Origin of the sequence: Rhizobacter sp. Root1221 (genome assembly GCF_001425785.1) — a bacterium.
Taxonomy (GTDB): domain Bacteria; phylum Pseudomonadota; class Gammaproteobacteria; order Burkholderiales; family Burkholderiaceae_C; genus Rhizobacter.
Window position 1 is genome coordinate 113,858 of sequence record NZ_LMDI01000023.1, and the last position, 21,266, is coordinate 135,123.

The window sequence follows — 21,266 nt, forward strand, 5'->3', positions numbered from 1 at the left end:
CGACCGGAGGGCCACACACAGGGGCATGAATGAAACTGGCGGTTGACGTTCACTTCGATGGCGAGGGCGCCCAGGCCGCCGCCGTGGCGTTCGACGCCTGGGATGCCCCGGAGGCGGACCGCACGTACATCACCCGCGTTCCCCACATCGAGAAGGCCCCACGGGGCGAACTCGACCTGCGCGAGTTGCCGTGTGTGCTGCAGTTGCTGCGTGAACACGCGCTCGCGCCGGAGTTGATCGTCATCGACGGCTTCGTCCACCTCGACGCGCAGGACACCCCCGGCCTCGGCTGGCACCTGCACCACGCGCTGGCCGGCCGCACCGCGGTCATCGGTGTCTCGAAGACCTCGCGCCCCGACCTCCCGGCCCAATGCGAGGTGAACCGCGAGGAAGAGACCCGCCCGCTGATCGTCACGTGCGTGGGCGTGGACCTCGGCGCGGCAAAGGCACGCCTGCGGACCATGCATGGCAAACGCCGCCTGCCCACGCTGCTGAAGCTCGTGGCCCGCCTGGCGAAGGGTTCATCACCGGCGTGACGGCCGCCGGCCTGCATCGGGCAGAATGCCGCGCGCCTCTTCGCACGCTGCCACCTGCCCCATGAAAGACGACCGCTTTCCCTCAGCCCTCCAGGCCGGCGCCTTGGTGCTCGTGCTGTTTCTCTGCGAGTATCTGGTGAGTGCCGCGTTGCACGACGTCTTCGGCTCGCGTGCCCTGCCGGTGGGCGAGCGTTGGGTCTTCGCCAGCCTGCTCGGCAATGGCATCGTCTTCACCGTGCTGATGCACTTGAAGGGCGGCACCTACCGCGACCTTTTCCACGCGACGACCCTGCCGGCTCGTGCGGCGTGCGTTCTGTTGGTGCCGCCGGTGCTGATGCTGATCCCCGCGATGGTGCTGGGGTGCAGCGTGATCGACGACTGGATCGTCGCCGCGCTGCCAATGTCGCGCTGGGAGGAGCAGATCTTCGCGCAGATGGCCGCGAACGACCTCCCCACCATCGTCGCAGTCTGCATCCTGGCGCCGATCCTCGAGGAGATGCTCTTTCGCGGGGTGATCCTGCGCGGGTTCCTGGCCCGCTACCCCCGGCCGTTGGCCATCGCCGGATCCGCGATGTGCTTCGGACTGGCGCACCTGAACGTGTACCAGTTCATCGGCGCATTCCTGTCGGGCCTGGTGCTCGGCTGGTTGTACGAACGGACCCGCTCGCTGATCCCCTGCATCGCCCTTCACGCGGGGCACAACACGATGATCACGGTCCTGGAGATGACAGTCGACTCCCCTGCCACCTTCAGCGCTCCCGCCTGGGCATGGACCGCGGCGCTGGCGGCCTCGGCCGCAGGCAGCTACCTGCTGTGGCGGATGCTGGCAGCACCCCCCGGACCACGCGACGCCCCTCGCTGAGGATCCCCCCATCCGGGGTTGTTGACATGATATGTCGAACCCCCTACGCTTCCTGCCAAGGGAGCCGCGGCATCACGTCCGCACGAGGAGGCCATGAAACCACTGCACGAACAACTGCGGGGCGTCGACATCCACATCGGCCAGCTGATGGGCGCGGTGTCCGTGAACCTGCAACCCATTCCGGGCGAGGTGCCGGTGGTGCAGGTGAGCATCGAGGGCCGTGACGAGCTGCCCATCTTCATCACCCGCTCCGACACGCAGATCCTCTGCCTGTGCTACCTGTGGTCCGACGCCGAGGTGCGGCCCGAACGCCGCAACGAGCTGGCGCAGACGCTGCTCGAGCTGAACCCGTCGGTGCCGCTGTCTGCGTTCGGCCGCATCGGTGACCGCTACGTGCTGACCGGCGCACTGTCGCTCGACGCCCCTGCCGAACAGGTGGCGCAGGACGTGGCCGTGTTGAGCGACAACGCACTCGATGCGCTGGACGCCCTGTCCGAATTCCTGTCTTGACCGAGGAGAACGCGATGTCCGTCATCAAGCGAGTTGTGACCCTGCTGCGCGGCAGCGTGCGCGAGATCGGCGAAAGCGTCGTCGACGCCAATGCCACGCGCATCTACGAGCAGGAGATCGTCGACGCCAAGCACAGCATCGAAACGGCCCGGGGCGACCTCACGCTCGTGATGGCCAAGGAGATGCAGAGCGCGCGTGAAATCGAACGCCTGAAGCAGGAGGTGGGCCGGTACGAGACGCTCGCCGTCGAGGCGCTCGACAAGGCGCACGAGCAGCTGGCCGAGGAAGTGGCAGGCAAAGTGGGCGCGCTCGAACACGAGCTGGCCGAGCAGACCCGGGCCCACGCGGCCTACGCCGTGCAGGTGGTAAAGCTCAAAGACCTGGTGCGCACCGCCGAACAGCGCATCCGCGAACACGAGCGTGAGATCGCCATCGCCAAGACCACCGAAAGTGTGTACCGGGCCACGCGGTCGATCTCCGAGAACCTGGGCCACGGCGGCTCGAACCTGCTCAACGCGCGCCAGTCGCTCGAGCGCATCAAGCGCCGCCACGAGGAACTCGCCGACCGCATGACCGCGGCCGACCACCTCGACGCGGAGTTCGGCGACACGGCGCTCGAACGCAAGCTGCGCGACGCCGGCATTGGCGACGGCGCCGACCGTCAACGCGCGGCCATGGCCCGCATCCGTGCGCGCCAGCAGGCCTCGGCCGTCCCGCCGGCCACCGAGTGACGATGCAGAAGAAGCCGGCGCGCTGGAGCAGTTCGGACCAGGCCCTGCGGGCCGTCCAGGTGGCGTTCGACGTGGAAGGTGCCGTGCTCGACGCCGTGCGCCGTGCCGCGTTCGACAACCACCTGTCGAACTCGGACCAGATCCGCACGCTGCTGGACCTGCCCACGGCCGACAAACCCAAGCGGCCCCGGCTGACGGTGTCGCTGAGCCCGGCCGACTACGAGTTGCTGGCCGTGCGCTACGGCCTCGACAGCCAGGACCGGCTCAGCATCAAGGAGCGGGTCACCGCCGAGCTGATCCGCTTCGCACAGCCAGACGGATGCTGACGGGCACAATGGGACACACGACAAGCGGACCACCGCTGGACCACGAGGGAGATGGAGATGGGAAATTTTCTCGGGGCAGCCTTCGGCTACCCCACGGCAATCTACACCGCCCTGCTGGGCCTGGTGCTGTTCTACTGGATCCTCGCGCTGGTGGGTGTCGTCGACTTCGAGTCGGGCGGCATCGACCTCGACCTGCAGGCCGACACCTCCGTCGATGACCTGGGTGCGCTCGCCGGGTTCATCGTGGCCTTCGGGCTGAGCGGCGTGCCGTTCTCGGTGGTGGTCAGCTTGCTCGTGCTGATCGGCTGGACGCTCAGCTGCCTGGCCGGTGAATGGCTGCTGCCGCTCGTGCCCACCGTTCCGCTTCAGTGGCTGGCCGGCACCTTGGTGCTGCTGGGCAGCTTCGCCCTGGCGCTGCCGGCTACCGCGGTGGCGCTGCGCCCCATGCGGCGCATGTTCGTCACGCACCGCGCTGCCAGCAACGCATCGCTCGTGGGGCAACGCTGCACGGTGACCACCAGCAGCGTCACGCCCACGTTCGGCCAGGCCGCGGTGGCCCGCCGCGGCGCCGACATCCAGATCGACGTGGGCGCCGCCGAACCCAATGCCCTCACCCGCGGCGCCACGGCCCGCATCATCGACTACGACCCGGCCACGCAGCGCTACGCCATCGAGGCCGAGGCGTGACCCCCCTTCGACCGGCGTGCCACGCGGCCGCCGTCTCCCCTGTTCGTTCACTCCAACAATTCTGAGGAAACCTCATGGAGCCCATCTTCGTTGCCGTCGGCGTTCTGGCCTTGCTCGTCCTGGGCCTGTTCGCGATGTTCGCCAAGTTCTACCGCAAGGTGGAACAGGGCTACGCGCTGATCGTCAACACGCTCCGCGCCGAGCCCGAGGTCACCTTCACCGGCCACATGGTGTACCCGGTGATCCACAAGGCCGAGCTGATGGACATCTCCGTGAAGACCATCGAGATCGACCGTTCCGGCAACCAGGGCCTGATCTGCAAGGACAACATCCGGGCCGACATCAAGGTGAAGTTCTTCGTGCGCGTGAACAACACCGCCGACGACGTGCTGAAGGTGGCGCAGAACATCGGCTGCGAGCGCGCCTCGAACCAGGACACGCTCGAGGAGCTGTTCTCGGCCAAGTTCTCGGAAGGCCTGAAGACCGTCGGCAAGAAGATGGACTTCGTGGACCTGTACCAGGACCGCGCGCATTTCCGCGAGGAGATCCTGAAGTCGATCGGCGGTGACCTGTCGGGCTACAAGCTCGACGACGCCGCGATCGACTACCTCGAGCAGACGCCGCTGCACAAGCTCGACACCCACAACATCCTCGACGCGCAAGGCATCCGCAAGATCACCGAGCTGACCGCGGTGGAACACGTGCGCACGAACGAACTGCGCCGCAACGAGGAAATGCAGATCAAGAAGAAGGACGTCGAGGCCCAGGAAACGCTGCTGGAACTCGAACGCCAGCAGGCCGATGCCACGTCGCGGCAGAAGCGCGAAGTGGCCTCGGTGCGGGCCCGCGAGGAGGCGGAAACCGCGAAGGTGCAGGCCGAGGAACAGGCCAAGACCGAACTCGCGCGCCTGCAGACCACGCAACTCGTGGCGGTGCAGCAGGAGAACGTCCAGCGCGAGAAGGAGGTTGCCGAGAACAACCGCAAGCGCGCCGTCGCGATCGAGGAAGAGAAGGTCACCCGGGCCCGCCAGCTCGAGATCGTGGACCGCGAGAAGGAAGTCGCGCTGCAGACGATCGACAAGGAACGCGCCATCGAAGTGCAGAAGAAGGCCATCGCCGACGTGATCCGCGAACGCATCGTGGTGGAGCGCACGGTGGCCGAGCAGGAGGAAGCGATCAAGGACGTGCGTGTGGTGGCCGAGGCGGACCGCACCAAGAAGTCCACGATCATCATGGCCGAAGGGCAGGCGGAAGAGAAGCTCGTGCTGGAAGTGAAGGCCGCGGAAGCCCAGGAGCGCCGCGCGCGCCACAAGGCCACCGAGGAACAGACGCTCGCGGACGCCCGCCTGAAGGTGGCCGAGCGTGATGCCGAGTCGAAGAAGCGCGAGGCCGAGGGCATGGAGGCCCTTGCCGCCGCGCCGGGCCTGGCGGAAGCCAAGGTGCTGATGGCCAGTGCCGATGCCACGGAAAAACAAGGCCTGGCCGACGCCAAGGTGGAACTCGCCCGCGCCGATGCCTTGCTGAAGACGGGCCAGGCCACGGCCGCCGTCGTCGAGGCCAAGGGCCTGGCCGAAGCCACCGGGCTGCGTGCCAAGCTCGAGGCGGAAGCCCAGGGCAAGGAGAAGCTCGGCATGGCCGACGTCAACGTCCGGTCCGCGGACGCGGACGCTGCCCTGAAGTCCGGGCAATCCGACGCGGCGGTGGTCGAGGCGAAGTTCAACGCCGAAGCCAAGGGCCTGCGCGAGAAGTTCGAGGCCATGAAGTCGATGGGCGCCGAAACCCGGGCGCACGAGGAGTACCGCATGCGCCTCGAGATGGCGCACGTGCAGACGCTCAAGGGCATCGACGCGCAGACGTCCATCGCGAAGGAACAGGCCGAGGTGCTGGGCATCGCGCTCGCCAAGGCCAACATCGACATCGTCGGCGGCCAGGGCGATTACTTCGAGCGGTTCGTCAACGCCATCTCGGTGGGCAAGAACATCGACGGCACCATCGCCAAGAGCAACACGCTGCAGGTGGCGTTCAAGGACCAGCTGGCGGGCAACCGCGACGTGGTCGAGGACCTGCGCAGCCTGATCGGTGCGCTCGGCGGTTCGTCCGGCGAGCTGCAGGACCTGACGATCTCCGGGGTGCTCGGCAAGGTGATGCGCGACGGCACCGACGCGCAGAAGGCCACGCTGCAGCGCGTGATCCAGGGCCTGGCCAAACCGGACGGACAAGCCCTGTAAACCACCATGCAGGCCACCCCGCCATCCGACCTCCGCGCCGTGCCCGACACCACCGAACGGATGGTGGCGGACAGCGGCACCTACGAGCTCCTGCGCAAGCGGCTGTCCGCGCAGGGCGATGCCCTGCTCGCACAGGCCGGTGCGCTCAACGACAGCCGCCTCGCCGCGTTCGGCCGGTCCGACCAGGCGATGATCCTGCGCACGCGGGCGCGCACCGAGAACAACTGCGTCGCGCGCGACCTGGTCCGCATTGGCGACCTGTTCCTGTTCGGCTACAACGTGTTCATCGGCCTGCGCAAGGAAACCGCGGTGAACGACGTGTTCGCGCTGTACCGCCTGGCCGACCAGACCGGTGCCGAGGAACTGGAACCCGTGCCGCCCGGCGGCACCTTCCTCGACGACCCCCGGTTCCTGTCGGACTTCCGCGAGCTGTACGCGTACTACAAGCAGGCCACGCTGACGCAGCTGCGGGTCACGCAGGACAAGCTGCTCGCCGCATTCCAGATCGGCCAGCAGGCGGGCGACCTGCGGGTGTTCCGCTGGTCCATCGAACGCGATGGCGCCGTGCGGTACACGGACAACCGCGGCGAACGGGACATGGCGCTGCCCCCCAGCCACGACTTCGAGTGGACCTCCACCACCCGTGAAGACCACGTGGGCGGCAAGTACCCGCACGTCAACATCCTCGACACGGTGTTCGTGGAAGCCGTGGGCGGCGACCTCACCATCAAGGTCGAGAACAACACGGCCACCGGCCAGGGCATCTATAGCGAACCGGTGGACGACAAGAACCAGTCGCTCACCGATGCCGAGATCGCCTACGCGAAGCTGGGGCTGCTGATCCTGCTGCGCGTGCGGCCGTACCGCGAGCCCCAGGCGCGCTACCTGGTGTTCAACACCCGCACGCAGCAGGTGCTGCGCATCGACGCGATCGGCACCTCGTGCATCCAGCTGCCCGAGGACCACGGCATCATCTTCCCCGGAGGGTGTTACCTGCAGTCCGGCGAGACCAAGCGTTTCGACCTGCCAGGGGAACTGGTCGAGCAGCTCCGGTTCAAGCGGATGGTGCGTTCGCCGAACGGCGAAGACGTGCTGTATGTGTTCTATCACCGTGGCAGCGGCCACTACGGCCTGTTCACCTACAACCTGATCGACAAGACGTTGAGCGCACCCATCGTCGCGAACGGTTATGCGCGTTTGCCCGACGGCCGCATCCTGGTGTTCCAGGCCGACCGTGGCGAACCCTCCCGCGTTCACCCGATGCAGTTGTGGCAGACGCCCTTCTCGCACGAGGAACATGCGAGCCAGCAGCCAGCGCCCACGGGATTCCACGGCCGCATCGGCAATGCCGACCTCGTGCGTGGCATCTCGGACCTGATGGGCATTGCACGCGCCGTGCGCGAGCAGGCGCCCACACGCGCCGCCTACGACGACCTGATCCGCCAATGCACCCGCGCGGCCGATGCGTACTTCTGGCTCGACGCCCCCGAGGCCGGCGGGCTCGACGCCACACTGCGTGCCATCGCGGAAGCCTCGCGCCACACGCTGGCCGAGTTCGAGAAGGTCGACGCCATCCGGCGCGACACCGCGCGGGCGCTGGACGAGTTCGACAGCGACCGCCGCGCGCTCGCCACCGACATCGCGAGCATGCTGTGGCGCCAGCCCGACGATTTCATGCAGGCGCTGTCGAAGCTGCGCACGCAACGCGGCCGGCTGCAGGCGCTGAAGGAATTGCGCTACGCCAACCTGCCCGCGCTGGCGGCGATGGACACCGAACTCTCGGCCGAGCAGCAGCGCGTGGGGGAACGGGCCCTGCAGTTCCTCGCCGATGAAAAGGCCTTCGACGGCCACCGGCAAACGCTCACCCGCCTCACGGCCGAGTTGCCGCAGGCCTCGACCACGTCGTTGTTGTCCCAGCTGCTCGACACGCTCGACACCCTCGCGGCGGGCATCGACGTGCTGACCGAACAGCTCGGCAACCTGCCGGGCGGTGATGCCGTGACGCGCACGGCGATCCTCGATCGCATCTCGCTGCTGTACACCGACATCAACCGCCTGCGCGCCGACGCCCGCAACCGCCGCAAGGCGCTCGGCGCCAGCGAGGCCACCGCCGAGTTCGGCGCCCAGTTCAAGCTGTTCGGCCAGGCCGTGGACAACGCGCTCGAGTTCGCCGACTCGCCGGAGAAGTGCGACGACACGCTGACCCGGCTGCTCGCCCAGCTCGAGGAACTCGAAGGCCGGTTCGCCGAACAGGACGGTTTCATCGCCGACATCGCCGCCAAGCGCGAGGCGGTGGTGGAAGCGCTGTCGGCACGGCGCCAGACCCTCGTGGACGCGCAACAGCGCCGGGCGCAGGCCCTGGTGGACGCCGCGGGCCGCATCCTCGACGGGGTGCCCCGCCGCGTGGCCCAGCTCGCCGACCTGCCCGCCGTGCACAGCTACTTCGCCGCCGACCCGCTGCTCGCGAAACTGCGCAAGCTCATCGACGACCTCCGCGGGCTCGGCTCGGCCGTGGCGGCCGACGACCTGGACACCCGGCTGAAGACCGCCCGCGATGCCGCGCTGCGCACGGTGCGGGACACCAGCGAACTGGTGGCCGACGGTGGCAACACCCTCAAGCTCGGCCGGCACGCGTTCACGATCAACCGGCAGCCGCTCGACCTGACGCTGATCCTGCAGGGCGAGCAGCTGGCCTACCACCTCGCCGGCACCGACTACCACGCACCGGTGACCGACCCCCGGTTCGCGCCGCTGATGCGCCACTGGACCCAGCCCCACGTGTCGGAAAGCCCCGCGCTCTACCGCGCCGAGTACCTGGCGGGCCGGTTCCTGCAGGCCGCGTTGCGGGGCGAAACCACGGTGGACGGCCCCGAACTCGCGCGCCTGGCCACCGAAGGCCACACGAGCCTGCTCCCGCTGCTGCGAACGTTTGCCGCCCCCCGCTACCAGGAGGGGTACCAGAAGGGCGTGCACGACGAGGACGCCGCGCGGGTGCTCGCCGCGCTCGTGGCCATGCAGGAGGGTGCCCGCCTCCTCGCCTGGGGGCCCACCGAACGCGCGCTCGCCCGCCTGTACTGGCAGAACAGCCGCTTCGTCGAGGAGCGGGAATCCCTGCAGCGCCGGGCCCGCGCCGCGATGCAGATGCAGCAGCTCTTCGGCACCCACGATGCCCTGGCGACGCTGGAGTCCGACGTGGCCCTGGCGCTCGCGGCCTTCGCCCGCGACGTCGTGCCCGACCTGCTGCCGGCCACCGTGGAAGACGGCACGCCCCACGCACAGCGCCTGGCCACCGTGACACGGCAGGCCGCGGCCTACCTGGTGCGGCAACTCGCCGACGACCGGGACGCCGAGGCCTGGGCCATCAGCGGCGCGGGCCAGGACCTCGCCACCGCGCTCACCCGCGAACTGGAGCGGGGCGGCCGCCTGGCGGCCTGGCAGCAGGACCTGGATGCCGCGGCGCCCGCGGAACGCTGGCGCCTGGCACGCGACTGGGTGCGCGCGTTCGTGCAGTCGCAGGCCGCGGAATCCGCGGCATGGATCGACGACGCCGCCGGCGCGCTGGCATTGCCCGGCGCCCGGCAGCGGTTCAACGCCACGCTCGACGTGGAACTGCCGGACCTGCTGGGCGAACACCCGCGCATCGCGGGCGGCAAGCTCGGGCTGAACCTGAACGACTTCTGGCGCCGCTACCTGCACCACCTCGACCATGACGTGCCGGGGTTCGAGGCGCTGCAGTCGCTGCGCCATGAACGCATCCAGCAGGAAAAGGCGCGCCTGCGCCTCGGGCAGTTCCAGGCCAAACCGCTCTCCACGTTCGTGCGCAACCGGTTGATCGACGAGGTGTACCTGCCGCTCGTGGGCGACAACCTCGCGAAGCAGCTGGGTGCCGCCGGCGACAGCGCCCGCACCGACCGCATGGGCCTGCTGCTGCTGATCTCGCCACCGGGCTACGGCAAGACCACGCTGATGGAGTACGTGGCCGACCGGCTCGGGCTGATCTTCGTGCGCATCAACTGCCCCGCCCTCGGCCACGAGGTCACCAGCATCGACCCCGCCACCGCGCCCAACAGCACGGCCCGCCAGGAGCTCGAGAAGCTGAACCTCGGCCTCGCGATGGGCAACAACGTGATGCTGTACCTCGACGACATCCAGCACACGAACCCCGAGTTCCTGCAGAAGTTCATCGCGCTGTCCGACGGCACACGCCGCATGGAAGGGGTGTGGCAAGGCGAGACCCGCAGCTACGACCTGCGCGGCAAACGTTTTGCGGTGGTGATGGCAGGCAACCCGTACACCGAGTCGGGCGACGTGTTCAAGATTCCCGACATGCTGGCCAACCGGGCGGACATCCACAACCTGGGTGACGTGCTGGCAGGCCGCGAGGCGCTGTTCTCGCTGTCGTACATCGAGAACGCGCTCACGGCGAACCCGGCGCTGCTGCCGCTGTCATCCCGCGACCCGCAGGACGTGCACCGCCTCGTGCGCCTCGCACAAGGCGAGGACGTGGCCACCAGCACGTTCAGCCACGCATACAGCGCCCCCGAGCTGGAGGAACTCACCGCGCTGATGAAACGGCTGTTCCGCGCCCGCGACCTGCTGCTGAAGGTGAACCTCGCGTACATCGAATCGGCAGCCCAGCAGGACGCCTACCGCCAGGAACCACCGTTCAAGCTGCAGGGCAGCTACCGCAACATGACGAAGCTGGCCGGCCGCATCACCGCGCTGATGCACGACGACGAGCTCGACGCGCTGCTGCGCGACCACTACCGCGGCGAGGCCCAGACGCTCACCACCGGCGCCGAGGAAAACCTGCTGAAGCTCGCGCAACTGCTGGGCCGCCCCACGCCGGAGGAAGACCAGCGCTACCGCCAGATCCGCGACGAGTACGTGCGCGTGCGGAAGATGGGAGGCGCCGATTCCGACGGCAGCACCCGCATTGCCAGCACGCTGCTCGACGTGGCCCGTGCGGTGGACGGGCTCAAGCCTGCCGAACCGAACGACGAGGGCCGGCGCATGGCCGACGCGCTGCTGGAACTCTCGATCACATACCGCAAGATCATGGTGCCGCTGATCGCCGCCACCGAACACCGGCTCAAGCTCGACAGCTCGATCCGGGACGAGGTGGAACGCGTGGGCAAGGCGCTCGAAGACGTCAAACGGGGCAAGAAGACATGAACGACCTGCTGGACCAGATCGAGGACAGCCTGGCCGACGCGCGGCTCAGTGACGATGAAAAGCGCGGTCTCGTGCAGGCCCTGCGCGACACCTCGCCGCCCGAGGAAGGCCTTCGCCAGCTGCGCAACCGCGCCTTCGAGCTCGTGCGTGATCGCCTCGCCGCCGGCACCGACAGCGACCCGCTGGGCCTGCTGCGCTGGCTCGAAGGGGTCGTGCGGGCGCTCGACGTGGGCCGTTCCCCTGCCGGCACGCTGCACACCAGCGCCAGCTTCAGCCCTGGCCCGGCCTGCCTGCAGGCCATCCAGGGCCAGTTGCGCGCTGCGCGGCGCCGGATCGACATCTGCGTGTTCACGCTGTCCGACGACCGCATCACCGAGGACGTGCTCACCGCCCACCGCCGCGGCGTGGCCGTGCGGATCGTGACCGACAACGACAAGGAACTCGACGCCGGCAGCGACATCACCGCGTTGCGGTCGGCCGGCGTGCCCGTGGCGGTGGACCGCTCGGACGCCCATATGCACCACAAGTTCGCGATCGTGGACGACACGTGGCTGCTCAACGGCAGCTACAACTGGACGCGCAGCGCCTGCTTCCACAACGAGGAAAACGTCGTCCTCTGCAACGACCCGGGACTCGTGCGCCAGTTCCAGGTGCAGTTCGAGGCCCTCTGGTCCCGCTTTGCCCCCGACACCCCATGACCCGACCCGACTACAACTGGAAGCTCCCGCCCGAGATCACGCGGCGCCTGGGCCACGACACCTACGGCGCGCAGCGTGCCATCCACGAGGCCGGGCACCTGCTCGTGGTGTTGCACGAACCGCCCGCGAGCGAAGGCCATGCCCGCGAGCACCGGGTGTTCCTGCGCACGCCCGAAGGCAAGTGGCTGTGCCACGGCAACGACCACGGCGAGCACATGATGGCCGACCTGCTCGACCGCTACGAGGCCTTGCTCACCCGCACCGAATCGCGCTATGCGCACGCCGAAACGGCCGACGACCTGTTCCCGCTGCTCGACACGCTGCTGCCGCTGACACGCGCGGCCACGAACCTGCGCGATGCGCTGCAGCAGGCCCGCGACCAGGTGAAGGACGACACCCGGCTCATCACGTGGCGCGACCGCGCGGTAGACCTGTCGCGCGGCCTCGAGCTGCTGCTCGGCAATGCCCGCATCGCGCTCGAGTACCGCCTTGCCCGCCAGGCCGAGGAACAGACCCAGGCCGCGCTGCTCACCACCCGCGCCCAGTTCAAGCTCAACACCATCGCGGCCATGACCGCCCCGCTGATGGCCATCGCCGCCGTGTTCGGCATGAACCTGCCCCACGGCCTGGAAACGTGGCCCACGTGGGCGTTCTGGGGCGTGTTCGCACTCGGCCTGATGGTGGGTCTCTGGGTCAAGGGCTGGGTTCGGGCGATGCCGCCCGCGCCGGCGGCTCCGAAGGGAAAGGCGCCCGCGAAGGGCGGCAAGGCCGCGTCAACGCGCAAGCCTGCCTAACGCCGCCGCAAACGAAGGCGCACGCCGCCCTCCGGCCGCAGCGTCACGTGCATCACCGGCCGCACCGGCGCGGCATCGGGCGGCAGTTCGAGCGTGTAGCGCTGCAGCAGCATCGCCGACAGCAGCGTCATCTCCAGCATCGCGAAGTGCTGGCCGATGCACACGCGCGGGCCGGTGCCGAACGGCATCCACGCACCGCGCGCCGGCGGGGGAGCGCCCGGCATGAAGCGGTCGGGCCGGAACGTGTCGGGCGCGTCGAACACGCGGGCGTCGCGCTGCAGCACCCACGGGGTCAGGCGCACCAGCGTGCCCTTCGGGATCGTCCAGCGGCCCACCTGCAGGTCCTGCGTGGCGCGGCGGGTCATCAGCGCGGCCACCGGCGGGTACAGCCGCATGGCTTCCTTCAGCGATGCGGTCAGACGGGGCAACGCCGCCATGTCCTGCGGGCCCGGCGCCCGGTCGCCCAGCACCGCATCCACCTCCTGGCGCACCAGCCCCGCCTCGCCGGGGTGTTCGGCCAGCAGCCGGCTCCACCACAGCAGCGCGGTCGCGGTGGTCTCGTGCCCGGCCTGGAACGTGACCATGCACTGGTCGAACACTTCGGCTTCCGACAGCGGCGCGCCGGTCTCCTCGTCGCGCAGCGACAGCAGCATGGCGAGCAGGTCACCCCGCGGCGACTCGGCGGGTGACGCGGCCCGCGCCTGGATGTGGCGGCCCACGAGGCCCCGGAGCTGGCGCAGCGCCCGGCGTTTCGCGGCCTTGCCCGGCAGCGGCAGCCAGTCGGGCAGTGACATGGGCCAGAACATTTCCTCCATGGCGTTGGCCGACAGCACCTGCACCGCGTGGGCGGCGTCGAGCGCATCGGCCGGCGCCCGGCTGCTGAACAGCGTGCGCATGATCACGTCCATGGCGAGGCCCGAGAACAGCGCGTCCATGTCGACCCAGGCGTCGGCCGCCCCGGCCGGTACGGCGGCGTCGAGGGCCCCTTCCGCGGCCTCGCGCATCAGGGCCGCGTACCCGGCCACGCGGGCCGGCGTGAAGGCCGGCTGCAACATGCGGCGCTGCCGCTGCCACGTGTCTCCTTCGGTCACCAGCACGCTCTGGCCGAACACCTGCTCGAAGATTTCCATGCCGCGCTCCCAGCGCACCAGGCGGTCGGCCTGGTCCACCAGCACCTGGCGCACGAGCGCCGGGTCGAACACGTCGATGCCCCGCTCGATGCCGATGCGCATGAAACTCACGTCGCCGTGGTCGCAGTGCAACTGCGCGGTGAACCCGAGGTAGTCGGCGTGCATGGCGCGCAGCAGTGGCAGGCCCCACCAGCGGTGGGATGGGCCGGGCGGCCGGGTGTCGGAGGTGGGGGGCGTGTCGGCGAGGGTTTTCATGGGGGCATCGTGCAAGGCGGTGCGGCCGGGGTCTTGAACGAAAGCGACATCGACGGGGCATTCTCCGCCGCGCGGCACCGCCCCTACACTGGACGCATGTATGCGCGCCAGCCCCTGTCGACCGCCGTCAACCACCTCGCGACGCCCCGCCTGTCGCTCACCTCATGCGTGCGCGGGGTGATGGTGCGCAACACCGCCGGCGCCCACCTGTCACCCGCACAGCGCCTGAACTACTTCCCGGCCACGCCGCTGTGCCACATCGGGTGGTTGTTCAACGGGCGCAGCGAATGGGTCGACGGCCCCTTCCCCGTGTCCCCCGATGGGCCCACGCGGCCCATCCCGAAGGGCGTGCTGTTCGGCGGCCCCCGCGAACGGCCGTGTGTCTCGCTGAACCCGGGCCCGGTGCACGGCATGATGCTGTTGCTCATGCCCGATGCCGTGCGCCTGCTCACCGGCATCGACCCGGCGCAGTGGCTCGACAGCTTCACCGATGTGCGCGAGGTGCTGCCGCCCGACTGGGTAGCGATGTGCGACAGCGTGCAACACGCCGCCGACGATGCCACGCGGATCCGCTTGATCGAGGACTTCCTCGACCCCCGTTGGTCAGCCGCCCGGCCCGCTACCCCGATGAATGCCGGCCGCTACCTCGACTGGGCCCAAGGCCTCGCGATGCGCGCGGCGATGTCCGCCCCGGGCCGCAGCCTGCGCCAGACCGAACGCCGCATCAAGCAGTGGGCCGGCCAGCCCATGCGCGAGCTGCTCGGCGTGGGCCGCGCCGAACGCGCCTTTTTCGCGGCGCTCACCGCCGACCGCGCCGGCCATGTGGACTGGGCCGGCATCGCGGCTGACGAAGGTTACGCCGACCAGTCCCACCTGTGCCGCGCGGTGCGCCGCATCACCGGGTTTTCGCCTGAAGCGCTGCGCCTGCGCATCGCCGAGGACGAGGCCTTCTGGGCCTACCGGATGTGGCAGTGACGGAGACCCTGATGAGCACCTCCAACCTGTTCGAAGATGCCCTGCCACCGGCCAACGGCGAGCGCTTCGAAACGCTGCTGTCCCACCGCAACCTGGTGATCGAACGCATCGTCAGCTCGCGTGCCATCACCCCCACGGAATACGTCCAGCCGCAGGACGAATGGGTGACGCTGCTCAGCGGCGACGCCACGCTGCTGGTAGACGGCAAGGTGGTGCCGCTCGTGGCCGGCGACCACCTGTTCCTGCCCGCCGGCACACCGCACACGGTGACGCAGGTGTCCGAGGGGGCCTTGTGGCTCGCGGTGCACCTGCACCCGCAGTGATCAGGTCCAGCCGCCGTCCACCACGAAGCTCTGTGCGGTGCACATGCGGGAGTCGTCCGCCGCGAGGAACAGCGCCATCGCGGCGATGTCGTCCGACTGCAGGCGGCCCGGCAGGCACTGGTTGGTGTCCATCGCGCGCTCGCCGTCCGGGGTCACCCACGTCGACAGCTGGCGCTCGGTCATCACCCAGCCCGGCACCAGCGCGTTGACGCGGATGTTGCGCGGCCCCAGGTCCCGGGCGAGCGATCGGGTGAGGCCGTGGATGGCCGCCTTGGTCGTGGCGTAGGCCGGGTACCCCGGGCCCTTGATCATCCAGCTGGTGGACCCGAGGTTGATGATCGATCCCCCGCCCAGCGCGGCCATGTCGCCGGCCACGGCCTGTGCGGCGAAGAAGTGGTGGCGCAGGTTGACGTTCATGCATTGGTCCCAGAACGCCACCGTGACGTCCTCGACCTGGTGCCGGCGGTCGTTCGCGGCGTTGTTGACCAGCACGGCGATGGGGCCGAAGGCCTCCCGGGCGCAGGCGATCGCGTCGCGCAGCGCTTCGATGTCGGTCACGTCGCAGCGCATGAACAAGGGTGCCGGGCTGCGCGGGGCCCGGGCGTCGTTGGCGATGCGCGCCACCAGCGCGGCACCGGCATCGGCATCGAGGTCGACGAACGCAACGTTGGCGCCCTGCGCATGGAACCGCTCGACGAAGCTCGCGCCGATGCCGGTGCTGCCCCCGCTGATGAAGACGGTGCGGCCCTGCAGGCTCGGATAGACGGCTTGGTGAAACATGGTGTGGGCCTGGTTCAGGAAGGTCAATCGAGGAGGCCGCGAACGGCCGCGAGGCGGTGCAGGCCCTGGGCGCTCAGCGCTTCGCCATGGCGAAGCGCCGTGACCCCGAGGAGGTCCAGGGCGCGGGCGTAGCGGCGCGTGAGGGCGTCCCCGCCCACCAGGTGCGCGACACCCACGCCGGACGGCAGCACCCCGCGCAGCTCATGCCCCACCAGCAGGCCCGACAGGTACGACGGCGCCTGCGGCGGTGGCAGTTCGCCGAAGAGGCCCTGCGTGCGCACGCCGAACAGCTGGTTCAGCAGACCGCCCGCACCGGCGCTGGCCGCCACGCCCTGCGCGAACGCGGGCTCGTCGTCGATGTCTTCGTCGATGGCGTCGGGCATCAGCGCGCCCAGCAGGCTCTGCCGGCGCAGCAGCGCGTACAGCTCACCCGTCATCGCGGTGCGCACCGACCGCATGCGGCCGCCTTCCACGAGCACCCACTTGCTGTGGGTGCCGGGCAGGCAGACCCAGTGCGGGCCGTCGCCGGCGAGCGCCTCGCGCAAGCCCAGCACCTGGGTCTCCTCGCCGCGCATCACCTCGGGGGGTGCCTGCGGCGGGCGGTGCACCACGCCGGGCGCGATCCACACGGTGCGCCCGGGCAGCGACGGTGCGTTCACTTCGCGCAGGCCGGCGGCGATCTCCGCCTCGCCGGCCGGGCAGTCGACGTACGGCACCTCGAGCCAGCCGCTGCGGCTGCCGATCATGCCGGCCATCACGATGGCGCGGTCGTCCCAGCCGGCCACCTGCTGCGCGAGCACGGTCTCAAACGCGCCCTGGCAGGCCAGCAGGCCGGCCGCGGCGCTGCGCTGCTCGATCACCGCACCCGCCGCGTCGAGGCGGTAGGCGCGAAAGCTGCTGGTTCCCCAGTCGATCGCAATCATGGGGTCACCACTCGGCCACGCTGCCGTCGGCGTGGCGCCACACCGGGTTGTGCCAGTCGGGGGCGTTGCGGCTCGCGTGGATCACGCGCTCCTCGTCCACCTCGACGCCGAGCCCCGGCTTCGGCAGCGCGTGGATGTAGCCGTTGTCGATGCGGAAGTCGTCCTTGTTGATGACGTAGTCGAGCAACTCGGCGCCGCGGTTGTAGTGGATGCCCATGCTCTGCTCCTGCAGCACGGCGTTGTAGGCCACGAAGTCCACCTGCAGGCACGAGGCCAGCGCCACGGGGCCCAGCGGGCAGTGCGGTGCGAAGGCCACGTCGTAGGCCTCGGCCATCGACGCGATCTTGTGGCACTCGGTGATGCCGCCGGCGTGCGACAGGTCGGGCTGCACGATGGCAAGGCCGCCCTTCTCGAACACCCGCTTGAACTCGTAGCGCGAGTACATGCGTTCGCCCGCGGCCAGCGGGATCGACGTGCTGGCCGCGAGGCGCGCGTACTGCTCGTCGTGTTCGGCCAGCACCGGCTCTTCGACGAACAACGGGCGGTACGGCTCGAGCGCCTTCAGCAGCGGCTTGGCCATGGGGCCCGACACGCGGCCGTGGAAGTCGATGCCGAAGCTGATCTTCGTGCCGAGCGCGTCGTGCACGCCGGCGATCTTGGCCACGGCGATGTCGACGGCACGCGGCGTGTCGAGCATCGTCATCTCTTCCGTGCCGTTGAGCTTGAACGTGTCGAAGCCCCCTTCCATCAGGCGCTGCATGTCCTCGACGATGTCGCTCGGCCGGTCACCGCCGACCCAGCTGTACACCTTCATCTTGTCGCGCACCTTGCCGCCAAGCAGCTCGTAGACGGGCACGCCGAGGGCCTTGCCCTTGATGTCCCACAGCGCCTGGTCGATGCCGGCGATGGCGCTCATCAGGATGGCGCCGCCCCGGTAGAAGTTGCTGCGGTACATCGTCTGCCACAGGTCGTTGATGCGCATCGGGTCCTTGCCGACGAGCTCCTCGGCGAACTCCTGCACGGCAGCCTCGACGGTGCGCGAGCGGCCTTCGATGACCGGCTCGCCCCAGCCCGAGATGCCCTCGTCGGTCTCGATCTTCAGGAACATCCAGCGCGGGGCGACGCGGTAGGTGGTGAGGCGGGTGATCTTCATGGCGTGGCTTCTCGGTAGGCGTTGACAAAGGCGCCCGCCATCTCGGCGGTGCGTGCGGGAAGTTGGCCCGGCGCGTAGAGGTCGCTGCCGAGCCCGGCGCCGATGCAACCGGCGCGCAGGTAGTCGCGGAGGTTGGCCGGGGTGACACCCCCGACCGCAAACAGGGGCACCGGCGGCAGCACCGCGCGGAGCGCCTTCACGTGGCCCGGCCCGTAGGTGGTGGCCGGGAACAGCTTCAGGGCCTGCGCCCCGGCGTCCAGCGCGTCGAACCCTTCGCTGGCGGTGGCAAAACCGGCGGCCACGTGGAGGCCGCGTTTCACGGCGTGGGCGATCAGCGACGGCCGGGTGTTCGGCGTGACGACGAGCCGGCCGCCCACGTTGGCCAGCGCGTCGGCGTCGGCCTCGCGCAACACGGTGCCGCCGCCGATCAGCGCGCGGTCGCCGAACTTGCGGGCCACCGCGCCAATGCTGGTGCGCCACTCGGGCGAGTTCAGCGGGATCTCGATCGCGTCGAAGCCGGCATCGACCAGCGCTTGCACGTGATCGAGAGCTTCGTCGGGACGGATGCCACGCAGGATGGCGATGAGCGGGAGTCGGGTGGGCCAGGTCATGGGTGTGTGGGGTGTGACGGGTCGGAAATTGGAAGGCGGGCTTGCCGCTTCAGGCGCCACGCGCCGTAGCCGCTGGCCATGGCCGTGGCGGCGATGGACAACACCTGCTCCACGGATTGGTGGATCAGCGCGTTGCACAACCAGAGGGCCGACACGACGCACATCGCCGTGCGCAGCCGGTGGCCGCGGAGGTAGAACATGGCGTAGCTGGTCAGCATCGAGGCGAGGAGCACGGCGACGGTGGGCACGCCGTCCCAGGTGAGCACGGCCAACACCACCGCCAGCGTGATGAAAGTACCACATAGCACCGGCCGCGTGCGCCCGCCGGGCTCGTGGAACACCATCGACGTGCCCTGGCGCACCACCGTCAGCAGGTTGACGGCCGCGGCCGTCTCCGCCCCGATGGCCGCGTTGTGGCAGGCCCAGAGCACGGCGGCGAGCCCGGTGCGCCAGCGCAGCGCCTGGTCGGACGCATGCACCAGGCCGCTGACCGTCAGCGCGAGGGCCACCCCGCCGGTCGCATGTGCGAACCCGGCGGAAGCCACGGCGGACAGGTCGAACGGCATGGGTCGAACCTCTCAGGCGGTGCGGGAGTCGTCCACCCACCAGGCGGCCACCCCGGCGGTGTCGAGCACCGGACCACCGACCACGAAGCGAGCGTTCGCCGGGGCGGGCACCCGCACGGGCGCGTCGCCGTAGTGGATGGCGAACTGCAACTTGCCACGGCGGCGCAGCCGCAGGCCGTCGGGCAACGGTTCGGCGGGCACGCCCGCCTCCGCGGCGGCCTGGCGCATCAGGGCATCGAGGCCCGTGGCGTCGAGCCAGCCCGACACGTACCGGGTGTTGCCGTGCCGCACGATGGCCGCGTGGCCGTCGGCATAGCGGGCCTCGACGCCCAGCGTGGCTGGCACGTCGAGCACGTCGCGCCAGCGGGTGACCTGCGCGGACGCCGCGCCCGGGAACCCAGCGCCCACGGCCTCCAGCGGGAAGCTCACGCCGGGGCGGAGCCCTTCCACCGCCACCACCCGCAGGCCGGGCAGCAGCGACCTCAGCGCGCCCGGCGGCAGGCCGGCGGCGATGTGCATCTCCGACGTGCGCGAACCACTGCGCGGCCCGAACACCAGGTGGGCGCCACAACGCTGCAGGCGGCCGGCAAGGCCGGCATCCACCACCGCCAGCGTGGGCGCCACCACCAGCGCGTAGCCGGTGAAGTCGCCCGAGGCGGGCACGATGTCCACGTCCAGGCCGAGGCGGCGCAACGCGCCGTACCAGGCGAGTTGCAGGGCCTGCACGTCGAAGTCGGGGCTGTTGGGCAACGCATCGATGGCCCACTTGCCGGTGTAGTCCACCAGCAGCGCCACCGCGGCGCGCGTGGTGGCCTCGACCGGCACGTCCTGCAGTTCACGCGCCACGGTGGTGGCCTCGTGGCCGCCTGCATCCAGCATGTTGTCGGGCGTGTTCAGGCCGGAATGCAGTTGCTCCTGCGCGTACGGCAGTTGGCGCCAGCGGAAGTACGACACCAGTTCGGCGCCGTGGGCAAAGGCCTCCCACGTCCAGGCGCGCACCATGCCCGGGGCGGGCAGCGCGTTCCAGGGCGCCCAGTTCACGGGCCCGGCCTGCTGTTCCATCACCCACCAGCGGCCACCGGCCACGCCGCGGTACAGGTCGTGGTGGAACGCGGCGATGTCGGGGTGACCCGTGCGGCGGTGTGCGGCGCGCTCGGCTTCGGACGCGATGCGCGTGCCCTCGAGGTGGCCGAGCGGGTAGTTGTCCCACGTGGCGATGTCGAGGTCCCGGCCCATCTCGTGGTGCTCGAACTCGCTGAAAAAGCCCATGAAGTTGTGCAACACGTCGCGGCCCGGCGCGAGGCGGCGCAGGATCTCGACCTGCATGCGGTTGTAGCGCAGCACTTCGTCGGACACGAAACGCCGGAACGCGAGCAGGTGCGACGGGTTCGGCGGCGCCGGCATCGCGACGGGCAGGCCCACGTCCTCGAAGCGGTCGTAGTCCATGCTCCAGAAGACGTTGCCCCAGGCCGTGTTCAGCTCGCCAATGTTGGCGTAGTTCGCCGCCAGCCACTGGCGGAAGCGGGCGAGCGCGTTCGGCGAGTACGACACGACGGTGTCGTGGCAGCCGTATTCGTTGTCGGTCTGCCAGGCGATCACGGCCGGGTGTGCGCCATACCGCTCGGCCATCGCTGCGACGACCCGTTCGCTGGCCGCGAAGAACACATCGCTCGAGAAGCAGTAGTGGCGGCGTGACCCGAAACCCTTGGTGCGCCCGGCGGCATCCACCGCCAGGATCTCGGGGTGGGCGTCCACCAGCCAGTGCGGCGGCGCAGCCGTGGGGGTGCCCAGCACCACCTGCAGGCCGGCTGCGGCGAGCGCATCGATCGCGCGGTCGAGCCAGGCCCAGTCGAAGTGGCCCTGGCGCGGCTCGATCAAACCCCAGGCGAACTCCGCGATGCGCACGGTCGACAGCCCCATCTCGGCCATCCGGCGTGCGTCCGATGCCCAGAGGGACTCGTCCCATTGTTCGGGGTAATAGCAAACGCCCAGCTTCATGCCAA

At 69.7% G+C, this 21,266-nt stretch carries 19 protein-coding genes; 12 read left to right on the plus strand and 7 right to left on the minus strand.

From position 1 onward, the window contains the following. The first annotated feature begins 29 nt into the window (after window positions 1-29). The 10 genes from ASC87_RS17010 to ASC87_RS17055 all read left to right on the plus strand — a co-directional run bounded on the left by ASC87_RS17010 (window position 30) and on the right by ASC87_RS17055 (window position 12,547). On the plus strand, window positions 30-536 hold the full coding sequence (locus ASC87_RS17010) for a hypothetical protein (protein ID WP_056664496.1): 507 nt from the start codon (window positions 30-32) through the stop codon (window positions 534-536). 106 nt (window positions 537-642) lie between these two features. After that, complete coding sequence (locus ASC87_RS17015; protein WP_235582200.1) at window positions 643-1,398, plus strand: CPBP family intramembrane glutamic endopeptidase; 756 nt, start codon at window positions 643-645, stop codon at window positions 1,396-1,398. 93 nt (window positions 1,399-1,491) lie between these two features. After that, window positions 1,492-1,908: a YjfI family protein gene (locus ASC87_RS17020; RefSeq protein ID WP_056664502.1), complete on the plus strand. Its 417-nt coding sequence runs from the start codon at window positions 1,492-1,494 to the stop codon at window positions 1,906-1,908. 14 nt (window positions 1,909-1,922) lie between these two features. Then, window positions 1,923-2,639, plus strand: a complete 717-nt coding sequence (locus ASC87_RS17025) for a PspA/IM30 family protein (RefSeq protein ID WP_056664505.1) — start codon at window positions 1,923-1,925, stop codon at window positions 2,637-2,639. 2 nt (window positions 2,640-2,641) lie between these two features. Next, window positions 2,642-2,965, plus strand: coding sequence for a hypothetical protein (locus ASC87_RS17030; RefSeq protein WP_056664507.1), 324 nt, complete (start codon window positions 2,642-2,644; stop codon window positions 2,963-2,965). 57 nt (window positions 2,966-3,022) lie between these two features. Continuing rightward, entirely contained in the window at window positions 3,023-3,652 is a 630-nt protein-coding gene (locus ASC87_RS17035) for a hypothetical protein (protein ID WP_056665060.1), read from the plus strand. A 74-nt stretch (window positions 3,653-3,726) separates the two neighbouring features. Beyond that, on the plus strand, window positions 3,727-5,880 hold the full coding sequence (locus ASC87_RS17040; protein ID WP_056664510.1) for a hypothetical protein: 2,154 nt from the start codon (window positions 3,727-3,729) through the stop codon (window positions 5,878-5,880). 6 nt (window positions 5,881-5,886) lie between these two features. Next, complete coding sequence (locus ASC87_RS17045; RefSeq protein WP_056664514.1) at window positions 5,887-11,055, plus strand: DNA repair ATPase; 5,169 nt, start codon at window positions 5,887-5,889, stop codon at window positions 11,053-11,055. Next, on the plus strand, window positions 11,052-11,753 hold the full coding sequence (locus ASC87_RS17050; protein ID WP_056664517.1) for a phospholipase D-like domain-containing protein: 702 nt from the start codon (window positions 11,052-11,054) through the stop codon (window positions 11,751-11,753). Before ASC87_RS17045 ends, ASC87_RS17050 begins: the two co-directional genes overlap by 4 nt. Then, window positions 11,750-12,547, plus strand: coding sequence for a CorA family divalent cation transporter (locus tag ASC87_RS17055; protein ID WP_056664520.1), 798 nt, complete (start codon window positions 11,750-11,752; stop codon window positions 12,545-12,547). Before ASC87_RS17050 ends, ASC87_RS17055 begins: the two co-directional genes overlap by 4 nt. Here ASC87_RS17055 and ASC87_RS17060 read toward each other — a convergent pair. Continuing rightward, a complete protein-coding gene (locus ASC87_RS17060; RefSeq protein ID WP_082568691.1) occupies window positions 12,544-13,932 on the minus strand; it encodes a cytochrome P450 in 1,389 nt (462 codons plus the stop codon). The genes ASC87_RS17055 and ASC87_RS17060 overlap by 4 nt on opposite strands. 33 nt (window positions 13,933-13,965) lie before the next feature. On the opposite strand from ASC87_RS17060, the gene ASC87_RS17065 reads away from it, so the two are divergent. Then, entirely contained in the window at window positions 13,966-14,907 is a 942-nt protein-coding gene (locus tag ASC87_RS17065; protein WP_235582195.1) for an AraC family transcriptional regulator, read from the plus strand. 11 nt (window positions 14,908-14,918) lie between these two features. Beyond that, window positions 14,919-15,230 carry a cupin domain-containing protein gene (locus tag ASC87_RS17070; protein ID WP_056665069.1) on the plus strand — a complete coding sequence of 104 codons (312 nt, stop codon included), beginning with the start codon at window positions 14,919-14,921 and terminating at the stop codon, window positions 15,228-15,230. Here the strand turns inward: ASC87_RS17070 and ASC87_RS17075 are convergent, their stop codons facing one another. Genes ASC87_RS17075 through ASC87_RS17100 form a run of 6 tightly spaced genes read right to left on the minus strand, consistent with a single transcriptional unit; the run spans window position 15,231 to window position 21,261 of the window. After that, a complete protein-coding gene (locus ASC87_RS17075) occupies window positions 15,231-16,010 on the minus strand; it encodes an SDR family NAD(P)-dependent oxidoreductase (RefSeq protein WP_056665071.1) in 780 nt (259 codons plus the stop codon). A gap of 23 nt (window positions 16,011-16,033) precedes the next feature. Beyond that, on the minus strand, window positions 16,034-16,933 hold the full coding sequence (locus tag ASC87_RS17080; RefSeq protein WP_056664522.1) for a 2-dehydro-3-deoxygalactonokinase: 900 nt from the start codon (window positions 16,931-16,933) through the stop codon (window positions 16,034-16,036). Between the two features lie 4 nt (window positions 16,934-16,937). Next, complete coding sequence (gene dgoD / locus ASC87_RS17085) at window positions 16,938-18,086, minus strand: galactonate dehydratase (RefSeq protein ID WP_056664525.1); 1,149 nt, start codon at window positions 18,084-18,086, stop codon at window positions 16,938-16,940. Beyond that, window positions 18,083-18,697: a 2-dehydro-3-deoxy-6-phosphogalactonate aldolase gene (locus ASC87_RS17090; RefSeq protein WP_056664528.1), complete on the minus strand. Its 615-nt coding sequence runs from the start codon at window positions 18,695-18,697 to the stop codon at window positions 18,083-18,085. Before ASC87_RS17090 ends, dgoD begins: the two co-directional genes overlap by 4 nt. Then, on the minus strand, window positions 18,694-19,263 hold the full coding sequence (locus tag ASC87_RS17095; protein WP_056664531.1) for a YgjV family protein: 570 nt from the start codon (window positions 19,261-19,263) through the stop codon (window positions 18,694-18,696). Before ASC87_RS17095 ends, ASC87_RS17090 begins: the two co-directional genes overlap by 4 nt. A 12-nt stretch (window positions 19,264-19,275) precedes the next feature. Then, the gene (locus tag ASC87_RS17100; protein WP_056664534.1) at window positions 19,276-21,261 is read right to left on the minus strand and encodes a beta-galactosidase; all 1,986 of its coding nucleotides are present in this window, start codon (window positions 21,259-21,261) and stop codon (window positions 19,276-19,278) included. Window positions 21,262-21,266: the final 5 nt, after the last annotated feature.

Coding starts and splice junctions, on each gene's coding strand:
- ASC87_RS17080 (WP_056664522.1), bottom strand. CDS start 16,933: ATGATTGCGATCGACTGGGGAACCAGCAGCTTTCGCGCCTACCGCCTC.
- ASC87_RS17020 (WP_056664502.1), top strand. CDS start 1,492: ATGAAACCACTGCACGAACAACTGCGGGGCGTCGACATCCACATCGGC.
- ASC87_RS17060 (WP_082568691.1), bottom strand. CDS start 13,932: ATGAAAACCCTCGCCGACACGCCCCCCACCTCCGACACCCGGCCGCCC.
- ASC87_RS17095 (WP_056664531.1), bottom strand. CDS start 19,263: ATGCCGTTCGACCTGTCCGCCGTGGCTTCCGCCGGGTTCGCACATGCG.
- ASC87_RS17010 (WP_056664496.1), top strand. CDS start 30: ATGAAACTGGCGGTTGACGTTCACTTCGATGGCGAGGGCGCCCAGGCC.
- ASC87_RS17045 (WP_056664514.1), top strand. CDS start 5,887: ATGCAGGCCACCCCGCCATCCGACCTCCGCGCCGTGCCCGACACCACC.
- ASC87_RS17030 (WP_056664507.1), top strand. CDS start 2,642: ATGCAGAAGAAGCCGGCGCGCTGGAGCAGTTCGGACCAGGCCCTGCGG.
- ASC87_RS17040 (WP_056664510.1), top strand. CDS start 3,727: ATGGAGCCCATCTTCGTTGCCGTCGGCGTTCTGGCCTTGCTCGTCCTG.
- dgoD (WP_056664525.1), bottom strand. CDS start 18,086: ATGAAGATCACCCGCCTCACCACCTACCGCGTCGCCCCGCGCTGGATG.
- ASC87_RS17090 (WP_056664528.1), bottom strand. CDS start 18,697: ATGACCTGGCCCACCCGACTCCCGCTCATCGCCATCCTGCGTGGCATC.
- ASC87_RS17035 (WP_056665060.1), top strand. CDS start 3,023: ATGGGAAATTTTCTCGGGGCAGCCTTCGGCTACCCCACGGCAATCTAC.
- ASC87_RS17025 (WP_056664505.1), top strand. CDS start 1,923: ATGTCCGTCATCAAGCGAGTTGTGACCCTGCTGCGCGGCAGCGTGCGC.
- ASC87_RS17075 (WP_056665071.1), bottom strand. CDS start 16,010: ATGTTTCACCAAGCCGTCTATCCGAGCCTGCAGGGCCGCACCGTCTTC.
- ASC87_RS17050 (WP_056664517.1), top strand. CDS start 11,052: ATGAACGACCTGCTGGACCAGATCGAGGACAGCCTGGCCGACGCGCGG.
- ASC87_RS17055 (WP_056664520.1), top strand. CDS start 11,750: ATGACCCGACCCGACTACAACTGGAAGCTCCCGCCCGAGATCACGCGG.
- ASC87_RS17100 (WP_056664534.1), bottom strand. CDS start 21,261: ATGAAGCTGGGCGTTTGCTATTACCCCGAACAATGGGACGAGTCCCTC.
- ASC87_RS17070 (WP_056665069.1), top strand. CDS start 14,919: ATGAGCACCTCCAACCTGTTCGAAGATGCCCTGCCACCGGCCAACGGC.